The organism is Wolbachia endosymbiont (group A) of Pogonocherus hispidulus (assembly GCF_964028195.1).
GTDB lineage: Bacteria > Pseudomonadota > Alphaproteobacteria > Rickettsiales > Anaplasmataceae > Wolbachia.
On sequence record NZ_OZ034750.1, the window covers coordinates 1,320,729 to 1,335,891 of the forward strand.

12 protein-coding genes are annotated in these 15,163 nt (G+C 33.9%); 4 read left to right on the forward strand and 8 right to left on the reverse strand.

All coding sequences use genetic code 11. The features are described 5' to 3' along the window. Positions 1-590 precede the first annotated feature (590 nt). Positions 591-1,952 carry a glutamate--tRNA ligase gene (gene gltX / locus ABWU58_RS06435; protein ID WP_353282949.1) on the reverse strand — a complete coding sequence of 454 codons (1,362 nt, stop codon included), beginning with the start codon at positions 1,950-1,952 and terminating at the stop codon, positions 591-593. A 157-nt stretch (positions 1,953-2,109) separates the two neighbouring features. Here gltX and ABWU58_RS06440 point away from each other — a divergent pair, with 157 nt between their 5' ends. Then, a complete protein-coding gene (locus ABWU58_RS06440) occupies positions 2,110-2,829 on the forward strand; it encodes a hypothetical protein (RefSeq protein ID WP_353282950.1) in 720 nt (239 codons plus the stop codon). Positions 2,830-2,899: 70 nt separating this feature from the next. After that, positions 2,900-4,879: an acetyl-CoA carboxylase biotin carboxylase subunit gene (locus ABWU58_RS06445; RefSeq protein WP_353282951.1), complete on the forward strand. Its 1,980-nt coding sequence runs from the start codon at positions 2,900-2,902 to the stop codon at positions 4,877-4,879. On the opposite strand, the gene ABWU58_RS06450 is transcribed toward ABWU58_RS06445, so the two are convergent. The 6 genes from ABWU58_RS06450 to ABWU58_RS06475 are packed head-to-tail and all read right to left on the reverse strand — an operon-like array spanning position 4,862 to position 9,435. Continuing rightward, entirely contained in the window at positions 4,862-5,860 is a 999-nt protein-coding gene (locus ABWU58_RS06450) for a COX15/CtaA family protein (RefSeq protein ID WP_353283733.1), read from the reverse strand. The genes ABWU58_RS06445 and ABWU58_RS06450 overlap by 18 nt on opposite strands. Further along, positions 5,842-7,440, reverse strand: a complete 1,599-nt coding sequence (locus ABWU58_RS06455) for a glycosyltransferase family 2 protein (protein WP_353283734.1) — start codon at positions 7,438-7,440, stop codon at positions 5,842-5,844. Before ABWU58_RS06455 ends, ABWU58_RS06450 begins: the two co-directional genes overlap by 19 nt. Positions 7,441-7,454: 14 nt before the next feature. Next, positions 7,455-7,931 (reverse strand): hypothetical protein, encoded by a 477-nt coding sequence (locus ABWU58_RS06460; protein ID WP_353282952.1) that lies wholly within the window; start codon positions 7,929-7,931, stop codon positions 7,455-7,457. Positions 7,932-7,939: 8 nt separating this feature from the next. Next, complete coding sequence (locus ABWU58_RS06465; RefSeq protein WP_064125096.1) at positions 7,940-8,419, reverse strand: hypothetical protein; 480 nt, start codon at positions 8,417-8,419, stop codon at positions 7,940-7,942. A 3-nt stretch (positions 8,420-8,422) separates the two neighbouring features. After that, positions 8,423-8,650, reverse strand: coding sequence for a F0F1 ATP synthase subunit C (locus ABWU58_RS06470; RefSeq protein WP_006014985.1), 228 nt, complete (start codon positions 8,648-8,650; stop codon positions 8,423-8,425). Positions 8,651-8,709: 59 nt separating this feature from the next. Then, positions 8,710-9,435 carry a F0F1 ATP synthase subunit A gene (locus ABWU58_RS06475; protein WP_353282953.1) on the reverse strand — a complete coding sequence of 242 codons (726 nt, stop codon included), beginning with the start codon at positions 9,433-9,435 and terminating at the stop codon, positions 8,710-8,712. 229 nt (positions 9,436-9,664) lie between these two features. On the opposite strand from ABWU58_RS06475, the gene ABWU58_RS06480 reads away from it, so the two are divergent. Both ABWU58_RS06480 and pheT read left to right on the forward strand, forming a co-directional pair. Then, complete coding sequence (locus ABWU58_RS06480; protein WP_353282954.1) at positions 9,665-9,952, forward strand: hypothetical protein; 288 nt, start codon at positions 9,665-9,667, stop codon at positions 9,950-9,952. A gap of 120 nt (positions 9,953-10,072) precedes the next feature. Next, the gene (gene pheT, locus ABWU58_RS06485) at positions 10,073-12,412 is read left to right on the forward strand and encodes a phenylalanine--tRNA ligase subunit beta (RefSeq protein WP_265026585.1); all 2,340 of its coding nucleotides are present in this window, start codon (positions 10,073-10,075) and stop codon (positions 12,410-12,412) included. Here pheT and ABWU58_RS06490 read toward each other — a convergent pair. Beyond that, positions 12,406-15,111 (reverse strand): hypothetical protein, encoded by a 2,706-nt coding sequence (locus tag ABWU58_RS06490; protein WP_353282955.1) that lies wholly within the window; start codon positions 15,109-15,111, stop codon positions 12,406-12,408. The genes pheT and ABWU58_RS06490 overlap by 7 nt on opposite strands. Between the last annotated feature and the right edge of the window lie 52 nt (positions 15,112-15,163).

A 15,163-nucleotide genomic window follows, 5' to 3' on the forward strand; every position in this document is an offset into this window, starting at 1 on the left:
GGATGACGAGGTTATCGTCATACCACTGCGAACCGTCATACCGCGATTCATTCGCGGTATCTCATCCGCTAACACATAGCGGAATGACGAATTACTTGACCTTTACAGGGATGACGGTTGTCGTTTAGCCATAAATATTTAAGAAATTTACCAAGTGAAAAAAAAGGCAAAAGAAGCCCCGTGGTTGGCTAATTACTTACATTATACTTTCAAGTATGGCGTTTTTTTATTCTAAACACTTAATAACCGCGATTCAGCTACTTTTAAATGCAACTAACCTAAATTATAAACGTTAAGAAATTTACTAAACAGAAAAAAAGGCAAAAGAAACCCTAGGGTAGCTAGTTATTCACTATCCATTTTTTAAGTTGGCGTTTTTTTATGTTTTAAACGCTTTATAAGCGCGTTTCAGCTTATGTAGGTAGAAATTTTATAAAGACATAAGGTGCACATAGTGCAAAAAATTAAACATGATACGCCAGATACGTGAGTTTTTTTGTCATTTAATCTGTACAGAGAAGATAAATAAATAGCTTCAGTCTCATGATAAGGGGACTGGCGGAGTTTGTCAAGGAATTTTCTTATTTTATTTAAATTGCTTGTAACCTTCTTATACACTCATCTTTACCAAGAATCACCATTATATCAATGATTCCAGGTGCATCCATTACTCCAGTTATGGGAGCACGTAATGAGTGGTATACACCGCTTATTTTCATATCATGTGATTTTGCAAATTCCTTGATCTGAGAAGATAAAAAACCTTTATTCCAATTTTCATCACCGATCTTTGACAGAAATGATGCGAGTAACTTAATTATATTGAGGTTAGATTTGACAACTTGATGAGCTTCTTCGCTTAAATCAAGCGGTGGGTCTTGAATATAAAATTTTGCTAAATCCAGCAGTTCAGTCAGGTAATTTGCCCTTTTTTTTAGTTCCATTAGTCCTTGCAGTAAATAGCTCTTTTTCCTGTCAGTTAGAGTATTTTCTCCAAGTATTAGAGCCAGAATATCCTCATTGCTCATGTTATTAATATAATGGTTATTCAAATGTTCCAGTTTTTTAAAATCGAGCCGTGCAGGTGAACGACCGATGTTTTCTAAATTAAACCACTCTATTGCTTGCTCATCGCTAATAATCTCATCGTTGCCGTGACTCCAGCCAAGTCTCAGCAAGTAATTACGCATCGCTTTTGGCAATATTCCCATCTTTTCATAATCGCAAACGCTTGTGGCACCATGCCTTTTGGATAGCTTATTCCCATCTTCCCCATGGATAAGCGGCACATGTGCAAAGCGTGGAATGTCAAAATCAAGAGCCTGGTATATTAGCAGCTGTTTAAAGGTATTAGTGAGATGGTCAGAGCCACGTATTACATCAGTTATTCCAGCATCATGATCGTCAACCACTACGGCAAAAATATATGTTGGAGTGTTATCAGAGCGTAAGATCACTATATCATCAAGCTGCTCGCTACTTACTTTGATTTGGCCGTATATTTTATCATCAATGACGATCTCTTGCGAGTCTGGCACTTTAAAGCGGACAACAGGCTTTACGTTTGATGTCACACTAATACATTTGTGCTTATATATTTTTCCTTCTTCTCTCGCTTTTATTTTCTTTTCTGCAACTTTATCCTCAGGGCAATAACAGTGATACGCCCTACCCTTCTCAACTAAAAGGTTTGCTACTTCTTTATGCCGCTCTATTCTTTTTGACTGATATACTATTTCCCCATCATAGCTCACACCGAGCCATTTTAGCCCTTCTATAATTGCATCAATTGCTTCTTGTGTTGAACGTTTTCTGTCGGTGTCTTCAATCCTTAGCAAAAACCTGCCACCATGATGCTTTGCATGGAGCCAATTAAATAAAGCTGTACGAGCCCCACCAATATGCAAAAACCCTGTTGGTGATGGAGCGAATCTAGTGACTACGTCTAGCATGTTATTGTTACAGTAAAGTATAGGCTATGATACCCAAAATCTACGTTTGTAACAATGTAGAATTACTATAAATTATTTATCCTGAGAGATTAAATTTTCTTTATTTTTAATAAATCGTGTTGTATAATTTATTATTGGTTAAGTAGTTAGGTAAGTTATGGGTGAACTTGTAGATATAGCAAAATTGCTTTCAGATAATGAAGCTAATATCAATTGGCATTACACCGGCCCATTTGATAAAACAAAACAAAGAATTAGGGGAGATAATCTCCTGCATTTAGCTGCAAAAACAGGAAACGTTGATAAGTTTTTATCTATTTTCAAGAAAAGTGTTGAAAGTAATGTTCACTTGTTAGAGTACAATAAAGATCATGAAAATCCATTTCATATAGCAGCAGAAATGGGGATATTACCAAGTGTAGTAAAAGGAATATTCAAGCATTTGGAGTCTGAAAAAACTAACCCAAATTGTGATCCGAAAAAATTAGAAAATGTCAAGAATTATGTTAAAGAGGCATTGTGCAATAGATGTGCGCTAGATAAATCTAAAAAGACTCCTCTTGATTGGGTTAGTAAAACAGTTAGGAAAGAAATAAAAGAAATTGCAGGCATAAAGGACAGTCTTATATGTAATCAGAAGTTTCGCCTATGCTTATATATAGTAGGAGCGATAGCATGTATTGCTGCTTTATGTTTGTCTTTATACTTTTTATTTTTAGTTTCTCAGTCTCTTGCATTGGCTTCGATGGCTGGAATAATTTCTGGTGGGGCTGCGTATCTGTCAGGCAAAGTATTTAGTGAGATACATGACTTGCATGACGTGAGCACTCCAATGGACAATATTAGTAATGAAGGTCTTGCAAGGGTGAATGTCTGACATATAACAAAAAGTTGCAGGCAATGATATAGAAATTTACTTTCTCAAGCTAAGAAAGTATACTGATAAGATGACAGAAAAGAAGTACAGTAAGATTTTAATAGCAAACAGAGGGGAGATTGCCTGCAGGATTATCAGGACTGCTCGTAGGATGGGTATATCTTGTGTATGCGTATATTCGGATGCAGATGTAAATTCTGTGCATGTAAGACAAGCAGATGAGTCAAGATATATCGGCCCTTCGCCTTCTTGCCTCAGTTATTTAAATATTGAAAAAATATGCGAGGTAGCAGTTGAAACAGGCGCGCAGGCAGTTCATCCTGGCTATGGTTTTTTAGCAGAAAATCCAGATTTTCCACGTGCTCTTCAAAAACATAATATAGATTTCATCGGTCCCAGTGCAGAAACAATAGAAGTTACAGCTAATAAAATCACAGCAAAAGAAGCGGCAAAAAAAGCTGGAGTGAATGTAGTGCCAGGATATATGGGTAAGATCAGCGATGCTGCCCACGCAGCTCAAGTTGCTGAAGAGGTTGGTTTTCCCGTTATGCTCAAAGCTGCATCAGGCGGTGGTGGCAAAGGAATGCGAATTGTAAATTCCAAAAAAGAAATTGAACTAGCGTTTACATCAGCAACAAATGAGGCAGAAAAAAGTTTCAAGGATGGCAGCATCTTTATAGAGAAATATATAGAGTTACCAAGACATATTGAAATACAAATCATAGCAGATAAATATGGCAATATAGTGTGTCTTGGAGAAAGGGAATGCTCGATACAAAGGAATAATCAGAAAATAATAGAAGAAACTCCAAGTCCATTCATTAGTGAAGAAGTAAGACAAAAAATGTATGTCCAATGTGTTTCTTTAGCAAAACAAGTTGGTTATTTTTCAGCAGGCACTGTTGAGTTTGTTGTAGATAAAGACCAAAACTTCTATTTTCTTGAGGTAAATACGAGATTGCAAGTTGAGCATCCAGTAACAGAATTTATAACTGGAATAGACATAGTAGAAGAAATGATTAGAACTTCCTGTGGAGAGAAATTGAGATTCAATCAGGATGATATTAAACTTACTGGTTCTGCAATAGAAAGTAGAATTTGCGCTGAAGACCCATCAAAGAAATTTTTCCCTTCCAGCGGAAGAATAAAATATTACGATAAACTGGATGAAAATGATTATGTAAGAATAGATGATGGAGTTGCTGCAGGTTCAGAAATTAGCACGTTCTATGACTCAATGATTGCAAAAGTTATAACATATGGAAAAGATAGAGTAGAAGCGATCAGTAGAATGCAAAAAGCATTGTCTGAATGCTATATAGAAGGAGTAACAAATAATATAGAATTTCTAGAATCCATCTTCCATCACCCAAATTTTATTGCAGCAAAGCTCCACACGAGATTCATTCCAGACCATTACCCTAGTGGGTTTCACGACGATTTTGTTACAGAAGAGTATATTAAAATATTTATTTTCACTGCGTTATATGTTCATTTGGAAAATGAAGAAAAGTACCACAATCAACCAGTGAATGAAACGCTTGTAGTTGTAATAAATGACAATGAGTACTCTGTAAACGCAAAGTACCAAGATAATACATTAATAACAATATACAATCATAACACATATTCTGTAGTAGGTAAGTGGAAATCAAGTCATAAGTTACTATATATTACAATTAATGATGATGCTGATATAACATTTAAAGTAGAAAAACAAGGCAGCAAATACTTCATAAGACATGCAGGCATGAAAGCTGAGTGTTGTATATTTAAACCTCATGTAGCTGAATTAAGTAAGTTAATGCTAAACAATGAAACAGAAGGGATTTCAGCAGATGCCGTAAGATCCCCAATATCTGGTTTATTAGTTAAATTACACGTAAATGTAGGAGATCAGGTGGAAATAGGACAACCTTTATTTGTGGTGGAGGCAATGAAAATGGAAAATATTATATGCGCTGAAGCAGCAATGGTGATAAAAAATATTCCCGTTCAAGAAGGAAAAAATGTGCAGATTGGTGATGTAGTATTAGCTCTGCTTTCTTAAATAACACAAGAAGTATAAACTTGACCCAAACAAGATAAATGAAAACACTTGATGAGCTATGGCAATGGCTATTGGTATGTGCAATAATAGAGTAATTACACCCAAAATGATCTGAATGACGACGGAGAGCAGCATAATATATACTGGTTTTACGCTAGCATTTTTTACTGTGAGTATTACTACCAAAGCTAGTATTAGCAATGCCAGTGCTCGATGTATAAATTGCACTGTCGCTCTGTTCTCAAAGATATTCAGCCATATAGGGTGTAAGAAAAATAAATCTTCTGGAACGACTTGTCCATCCATTAGTGGAAAGGTATTGTAAATCAAACCAGCATTTAATCCCGCAACAAACGCACCGAAAATTATTTGTATTACAATTAGGGCCAAAATCATCCCTGTGTAGTATAGAGTGTCACTACTAATCTTAAGTTTAGTTTGCTTTGGCCTGATTTGGTAATCAAAAAATTGATATGACAATAATGCAAAGATAATTAATGCTAATAATAAGTGAAGTGCAAGCCTATAGTGGCTAACATGAGGTTCAGTTACTAAACCACTTTTAACCATATACCAACCAGCAAAAGCTTGTAAAGCTCCAAATAATAATGCCATAAATAGCCTTATTACTGCCTTTTTAGATATTTTTCTTCTTAATGTAAAATATATAAATGGCAGGACAAAAACTAAACCTGTTAGTCTTGCAATTAATCTATGCACATACTCTATTAAGTATATAGCGCGAAACTCCTCCATACTCATACCATAGTTAAGTGCTTTATATTCAGGTGTAGCTTCGTATTTTAATTTTTCTTGTAGCCAATCTTGTCCACTCAGTGGTGGCAATGTTCCAGTGATGGGTTTCCACTCCGTGATTGACAATCCTGCTTTTGAAAGTCTGGTAAATCCACCAATCCCCACCATGAGAATTACCATAATACAGCAGAGAAAAAGCCAAATAGCTACAGGTTTTGCTTCCATAAACCATGCTGAGTTTTGTTCCATCGCTCAGGGTAAAGAATAAATTCCCACAAGGCAAGAAAAGCTGCAACACTATGTAGCAGACTATAGACCGGAAAAAATATCGATACTATATAAAAATAAAAAGGCATCTTTTGCTGTCTGACAGCTATTACCAAAAGAATCAGGTTAGTAACGTATACCACTACAAAGTAGTACAAAAATAATTCATTTAAAACTTTAGTTAATATCAATGAAAGCAGTAAAAATGGAGTAGTAAAAAATATAAAAGCTGCAGAGCCAACAAAAAGATTCAATAGCAAAATTCCCTTAAATCCGGTGTGTTTATAAAGTGACTTTATATTTTTTAAATGAACAATATAAGTTTGCATATAGCCTTTGATCCAGCGCGCTCTTTGCTTAATCCAAGCAAATACAGCAATTGGTGACTCTTCCAATGTTTCCGAGTCAATCATCCTGGTTTTATATCCCATTTGCGCAAGTCTCAAACCGAGGTCAGCATCTTCGGTAACACTATAAGCATCCCAGAAAAACAATTTTTTTAGAATTTTTACTGAAAAATGATTACTGCTACCACCCAAAGGCATTGGCATGTTCATTTTTTGGAATCCAGGCAATAAGTATTGAAACCAGTTCATATACTCCAGAGAAAAGGATTTTGTGAGAAAATTATAATCACAATTATAGTAATTTAATTTCGCCTGTACACAGGCTAACTTATCGTCGCCCTTATTAAATTCAATTAGTGCTTTTTTTAACTGCAATGGGTCTGGTTTATCGTCCGCATCATATATTACTGCATACTTTCCTCTAGCAAAGCTCATAGCATAATTGCATGACTTGGCTTTTGTTCTAGGCAAAGAATGAGGCACTTTTATTACTTCAAAATACTGCGGTAAAGTGTACTTTTCTATAGCTGCTAACGTTTCCTGGTCATCACTTTCTACCTGAAGCTTCACATCTAATTTTGATTGTGGATAATCCAAACTTTCAATGCTTTCGATCAATTGCTCTATTACTGCATTTTCTTTAAAAGCAGGCAATAAAATAGTATATATAGGAAAATCTTCTTCATTCAGCTTACTATAATCCACTTTTTGGTTGGAGGTTTCACATAAGTTAAAAATTGTAGCTATAAACTTGAATAAATAACTAGAACATCCGATTATAAATATCAACATCAAAGCAAAATATGTATATTTCTCTGTTAGTGTTAAAATTGAAGTTACAATAAAGAAAGAAGCAAAAAATATTGAGCTTAGTTTAATGCTTTTAGCTGAAAAATTAGCATTCTTGTAATATAAGTAGTTGCTTGCAAATTCTGAAATACCAAAGTGCGAGTTAAGAAGATTTAAAATCTGTTCGCTATCCACTTTTATTAATACACAGTCAATACCGTAATGAGCTTCGACCCAACGGTTGACATCTCGGCTTGTGTCTTCAACCATAAAAAAAGTAGTATCATTTAATTTTTGCCAAGGAATTATATTAAATTTATAGTAAAAAAGTTTCTCTTGCTCTTTGCACAAACTAGAATCAAACTTAATTTTTTCTACATTATCAGCTTGAAGTATAGGCAATTGTTGCATTAAACCTAATGCAATTTTTTATTTAAGTCACGTGAAAATGAAGATATGACCTCGCTACTACGCTTATCATCTTTACGTTCATGCATTATTTTTTTTACAGCATCAGCAGCTATATTCGCTGTGTTAGCCTGTAAATCTCCAAGAGCTTTTTCAACTTGGTCAGTGACTTTCTTCAAGTTAGAATGGGCATTGTCATCTAATGTCTGATCTAGCTGCTGTCTATTGTGCTTAATGATACTATTAGCTTTATCAAGTGCTTCATTCATCATTTTATTAACTTCTGCATCTAATTTTTTGTATTTTTCAGAAGATTTTTTGTAATACTCCAACATATCTTTTCTGAATTTTTCAGTTTCTTCACTTGAAAATTTGCTTTTGTTACGCTTATTGTTAAGCGCATTTTTTATCACTTTCTTTAGCAATTTATACGAAAGGACAAAACTTACCAAGAAGGCAAGACCGATAATCAGTGATGTAGACATAAAAACCCCTAAAATTCTTTGGACACCAAGTCAGCAACAAACTCCTCTTCAATTTCAGAATTGGTCAATTTAGTATAATAAATTAAAGCAATACTAGTAGCCATTTGTTTTAACTGATCAGTATATTCAGATTTAAATTCTGCCACTTTTTCTTCAATAAGCTTGCTCTTTTTTTTGTCTTCCTCTTCTAATATATTCTTAACATTAGCTCTCATTTCTTCTACCTGAGCAAGTGCATCATCTATGATTTTTTTTGCCTGTATTCTAGCTTGGTTTAAAGCGGCATTATATTTGGCAATCTGATCTTCCGTAAGTCTTAAAAGATGAACAGAACTATTAAAAGAACCCAATACTTCTTTACTTCTAGTGCTTATTATTTCATCTAACTTTGGTAAAAATAAACAACTTACTACGAAAAAAAGTGAAGAGAAAAAAATTAAAAACCAAAAAACTTGAGAAAAGAAGGTTGAAACATCAAGCTGTGGCATGTGTTAAGCAGCAAATATTAATAACATTGCAAGTACAAACGCAAGCAATCCCATGATTTCAACCATGGCAGCACCAATATAAACGTAACTTTTCATTTTACCTTCTGATTCAGGGTTTCTCGCAATCCCATTTAACATAGCAGAGAAGATATTAGCTATACCTAAACCAGCACCGAGCATTCCAAACACAGCTAAACCAATTGCTATAAATTTTAAAGCTACTAAATCCATATATTACCTTTAATTATTTCTTTATAATATAATTGTAAAATATTCTACAAGGAAGTCAATTACTTTACTGCATCTGACAAATATACACATGTTAATATAGTAAATATATAAGCTTGTAAAATTGCAACAAATACTTCAAATCCTATCAATGCAATTATGAACAAAAACGGCGCAGGAGTGAGAAATATGTTCATATTTACAATAAACCCTGCTATCACTTTGATGATTGTATGACCAGCAATCATATTTGCTGCAAGCCTTATTGATAGGCTAATCGGCCTTACTAAATAAGCAAACAACTTAATAATAATTATTATAGGTGCAAGCCACGAAGGAGTTCCTTTTGGTAGCAATATGCGTAAAAATTCTACTCCCCTTTCTTTAAATCCAACAATCGTTATATAAGTAAAAACTACCATCGATAAAGCGAAGGTGACTATCACATGACTTGTGACCGTGAAACTATAAGGAAGAACACCAACCAAATTACATGATAAAATGAAAATAAACACTGTAAATATCAATGGAATGTGCTGCAAGCCTTTGCTTCCAGTGTTATTTTCTATTATTGAAATAACAAAATCATATACATACTCAACTGCAGCTTGCAAATATCCTGGTATTACTGACCCCTTCTTTATTCCAAAAAGCAAAAAGAGTATCACCAGTATCACCGAAATCATCGTGAAAAGAGATGAATTGGTAAAGCTTACGTTATACCCAAATAACCTAGGTAACTCTATTATTGTATATACTTTAAACTGTTCCAGTGGATTTAATGCCATTTTAATCTGAACTATAAACAGTAAATAAAGTATGAATTTTATAGGACAAAGTCAAGAGTTAAGATAAAGCTCTGTGTTATTATAACATTAACATATTAACAAAATATGTAATTAGAGTGTTAATTACAGTCAGCTCTGTATTTTAAAATTTACTAATCTTATTAAATTATTCAATAATTTGACTTAACATCTTATTTCAATTATAATTTAATTTTTAGTGAGGTATATAATGAACGAAATAGATTTTATTAACACTAATCATCCTTTAAATTTAGAGCAGGAATTTGGTAACGGATACATCAAATTGACAGATGGTTCCTTTAACGAATATACTGGCCATTATCAAATAGGAAGCGAAATACTAGATGAAAGCCATGATATGATAGGAAACTTAACTATTGATGGTTACATTTATAATGCTTATGAAGATGACCACAATATGAATCTTAAATTCTCTATGGAGGTGGATTTAAAAGGTGATATAAAGAAGATAAATTCTCTTCACAAGAAGATATAAAGTTACAAAAGCTTCTACATCATTGCTCATGATGTAGAAGTTACTTTTCATTCCACTACAACAAACTTTAAAAGCACCGCATTTTATATTACAATAACTTTTTTGTTTCTTGTTAGATCGATGAAATTCACGTTATCTTGGTTACTGGAGTATTTAGAAACCAATGCTAGTTTAGAAGAAATTATCGATAAATTAACTCATATAGGGTTAGAAGTAGAAGATATTATTGATAATGCCAAATTAGCTGGGTTTGTTGTTGCAGAAGTATTAGAGGTGATACAGCATCCAAATGCTGATAAATTAAAATTATGTAAAGTAAATGATGGGAGTAAAATTCTACAAATAGTTTGCGGAGCAAACAATGTTAGAGAAGGTATGAAAACTGTGCTTGCATCTCTTGGTAGCACATTGCCAGAAAGTGATTTCACAATCAAGCCCACAAAAATACGAGGAGTGCTAAGTGAAGGGATGCTCTGCTCTGCTTCTGAACTTGCGCTGGTTCAAGAGGAAAGTGAAGGAATAATCGAGCTTTCCGATGATTATAAAGTAGGGGATAAATTTTTCAATTGTGACCCTGTAATTGATATAAATGTTACTCCAAACCGTGGAGATTGCTTAGGCATTTATGGAATAGCTCGCGACCTTGCTGCAACTGGAATTGGGACATTAAAGACTTTAAGCATTCCACAACTTACCAGCTCCATAAATTCACCAATCGATGTTGAAGTTACTGACGGGGAAAGTTTTATTAGTGGAATATACATCGCCAATGTAAAAAATCAAGAAAGCCCAAAATGGTTAAAAGATAGGCTGGAATCGATAGGAATGCGCTCCATTTCTGCAATAGTTGATATCACGAACTATATTATGATATCTTTCAGCCGCCCAATGCACGCGTATGATGCAAAAAAAATAGAAGGAGAGCTCACAGTACGCAAAGCAAACGACGGAGAAAAATTTGCTGGTTTGAACGGTAAAGAATACTTATTAAACACGGACACAAGCGTTATTGCAGGTGATAAAAATATTCATGCAATTGCTGGAATTATGGGTGGTAAGTGCAGTGAATGTACTCTTGAAACTACTGATATCTTTTTAGAGTCTGCTTGGTTTGACCCTATATCTATCGCTAAATCTGCAAGGCAGATGAATATCTCCACAGACGCTAGTTACAGATTTGCACGTTCAGTTGATCCTGGATTTACCCTTGAGGGACTCAATCTTGCAGCTAAAATGATTTTGGACTTATGTGGTGGAGAAACCTCAAGCGTAGTGTCTGCTGGCAGCTTAGATAGGACTGACACCAAGGTGAGCTTTGACTATCAGGATGTGAACAAGTTTGGAAGTGTGTCTGTATCGCCTGATGAAGTGTTCGATATCTTAACGAAACTAGGGTTTAGTATTGATAAAAAAACCGAAGGCAGTTGGAATGTACAAGTACCAAGCTGGAGATCGGACGTGACAATACCTGCTGACCTAATTGAAGAAGTAACAAGGATATACGGCTATGACAAAATAAAAGAAGAACCACTACCAAATAATGTTGAAGAAGTAGATAGTACATACGACAATTTGCGTATTTTGATGACAAACAGAGGGTTTCATGAAGTGCTAACCTGGTCGTTTATGAGTGAATCAACAGCTGAAAAATTTGGTTACTCGAATAAGTTATTTATCATCGATAACCCATTTAATAACAACTTCAATATAATGAGACCAAGTATCATACCAAATTTATTGCAAGTCACTGCTGATAATATTGCCCATGGAATATCTGATCTTGCAATCTTCGAAATTGGGCCGATTTACGATGGTGGAGCTCAGTCTAAACATGTTTTAAGTGGAATAAGAACAGGAAATAATTTGCCGAGAAACCATTATAATACTGATAGGAAAGTAGATGTTTTTGACGCAAAGGCTGATTGCATAGCAGCTTTGGAGTTTTTTAACGTCAATTGTGATAATTTAACGATAGAAAGAGCAGAAAAAGAATATTACCACCCAAGAAAGTCAGGCACTCTCTCTTTTAAGAATAAAGTAGCAGATTATTTTGGAGAACTGCATCCGAGTATACTGGATTTTTTTGATATCAAGCAAAAAGTTGTAGGTTTTGAGGTAATACTAGAAAATATTGAAAATTTACCTGTAAGTAGAAAGAAATTTATCGACTATAAATACCAAAGTGTAAAACGTGATTTTGCATTTATTGTAAATAAGGATGTGAAAGTAGGTAACATAATCAATGTGGTAAAAAAAAGCTCAGAGCTCATCACAGAAGTTTTAGTATTTGACGTATACCATGGAAATAATATAGAACCGAATAAGATGTCTATAGCATTGTCAGTTACTTTCTGCTCTCCAATCCACACTTTAACTGAAAAAGAGATCCAAAAAGAATCAAGTGCTATAGTTAATTTAGTATATGAAAATACCAGAGGAACTTTGAGAACTCATCATTGAGCCACAATCATAGTTTCCTGCTTTGGCTGTGCCAAGCTTACCTCATCTAATCTACTTCCAACCTTGAATTCAATATCCTTAAAAAATCTATCCCACATTCCATACAAATGATCTTTTATCTTAGGCCATACATCATTTTTAAATGTTTCTCCTTCATCAGAAAATAAATCACCTAAAAAAGCCCCAGCTTTCTCATAACTTGACTCGAAATGTTGAAGAAATGTCTCCACTTCCTTATAAGAGGTGTGTGCTACATCTAACGCTTTTCCTTCTGTACTCTCATCCCCATGTATTGCAACGACAAGGCCTGTTTTAATATACCCCCAACATGTCCAAAAAGATTTCACAGGTTGCAAAAGTGAACTCTTATCATTTTTTGGCACATTATTTATTATATTTTCCACCAACCTATCTATCAAAGGAGACAATAAATTTTGACTAAAATGTTTGATATTATCTTTTGTTTTAATTACAGGATATTTGATGCATCTTTCTGCTAAACAGTACTCAAGTTCTGCTTTCTCGAATAATTTCTTGATTTCTTTTTCATTAAAAGTTTCTTGCTTAAGCACCTCCAACAACTTATCTTCTATTACTGCAAATTTTATTTTTTCACGAGATTCTAGTTCTTCTCTGTAATCATTTGTTGCTTTTTCATTTATCAATAATCTTTCTTTTTTTAACTCTAATTGTTCTAATGCTTCCAGAATTTCTTGGTTATTTTCCAAGTGCATCTCTATTAACTTTGTATTTGGATGTTCTTTTCCCTTGCTATTTTGCTCATCTTTTAAGTATTTATTTAAATCCTTATTTCCTTCTATTATTTTTCTTAACAGTATAGGTTGTTCAGGTCTTTCCAAGTATTTTTCAATTCTCATTCGATGTGAATTAATCTCTTTCACTAGATCTGGTGCCTCTTCCTTTAATAACTCACATGAATCCTCTATACCCTTTGCTTGGCCTTTAAACAAACTTTGCGTTTCACATTTCGTTATTTCTAAATACATCTTTTCTATAAAGTCATTCACTTTATCCGAAGTCTTTGTTTCATTTAATTCACTAAGATCTTCTGCTAAAGATTGCTTTATTTTGTTATCTGATTTATTCAGTAGAGTTTGAATAGTCCTTATTCTCGATTCTATTAGCCTTTTCTCAACCTCTTGATCATCATATTCGAATTTAAAAAGATCTTCTAATTTTCTTTTTAATGCACCATCTGTTAAGCTACCGTTTTTCCTATTTTTATGCATCTCTTTTAGTTCTTCACATATCCTGTTGTATCTCTCTTGACCTTTTTCTTTTAAATGTTTAATTTTTTCTTCCGCACTACCCAGAGCTTCCTCTGTTGTTTGATGGTACATATCCCTATAAACATCAATTATTGTTCTCTTAGCTATCTTCTTTTCTTGTATAAGCTGCCTCCATTTCGCTCTAAACATAAGAAGCGCCTTATCTTCTAAAACATCTGGTACTTTTGCTCCTGCTTTTTTTAGATCTTTTATTATCATTTCTTTTTCACTTGGCAATTCCTTACCTTGGCTCTCCAACTCTTGTTTCACTAATATATCTCTTAGCACGTTTTCTAATGAAAAACCTTCTTTTCTTTTTTGTGCAAATTTAATTGCTTGTATAAAGGCAACTTGATAGGCGTTGTATATTAAGTGACTTGTCAATTTAGGACCTATACTATTTACTACTTCCACTCTGAATTCGTTCAACAATTCCTTCAGCTTATCATATGTAATATCTTTCTTTTCTAGCTTCATCAGCTCTTCCATAGTCTTCGCAAACTCTTGAATCGAAGTTGCAAGCACATTCTTGATTTCATTACGTAAAGGCTTAAGACCATTTTTTAAGTGGATATTAGCTGACAATTTTAGTACAGCATTGTGTTTTGGATCTTCGTATAAATCTCTAAGTAGTTGTTTAAATTGCAATGGAAACTTAACTTCCATATCCCACATAATGTCTGACTTACCAGCATCTATTTCACGAAAAGACACCTCAATATTTTGGTGTTCATTTTGACATAACCCATTACTTATTTTAATAGCAGCAATCAAAGAATGAGATAATTTTCTATTTAAAAGATAAAAAGTAGCCAAAGCGAGTGTTGCAGGAATAAGTAATGCTGCAAGCATAGCTATATTAACAAGAATCACTATTGCAGCAAGAACACCATATGCCAGTCTTTTTGCTGTACTTTCACTTACTTCACTTTTTTTTGTTTTATTCTCCTCTGAACTGATTTGTGTCTTATCATTTGTTTTTAATTTATTATATACGGCTAATCCTAACGCAGTGAAAACTATATAAGGAAACATTAAAACTGATAGAGCTAAATTTAATACTTTCTTCTCCGGGCAAGCTCGATTTACCTCTTTAAATATTCTACTTGATATATTATACCAAGAAGTAAAAAAATCAGAGTTATAATCTTTATAATGAAATATACTGAGTGGAACGTTAAAATTAGCTAACGGCTCTTGTTCTTCCACAGCATCAAAAAATTCTTCTTCCTCTTCTGAAGTAGCAAGACCTAAATCATTCCCTTCTTCTACATTAGAAACAGCTTCCATAGCATCAAAAAACTCTTCTTCCTCTTCCAAAGCAACATTGGAAATAAATTCTACTTTACCTAAATCATCACTGTTGTTATTCAAATTAACAACTTCCTCACAATCTACAACAGCATACATACCATAACCTTACCCCAATTACCCTAAGTATAGCACAAATGCTAACAATTTG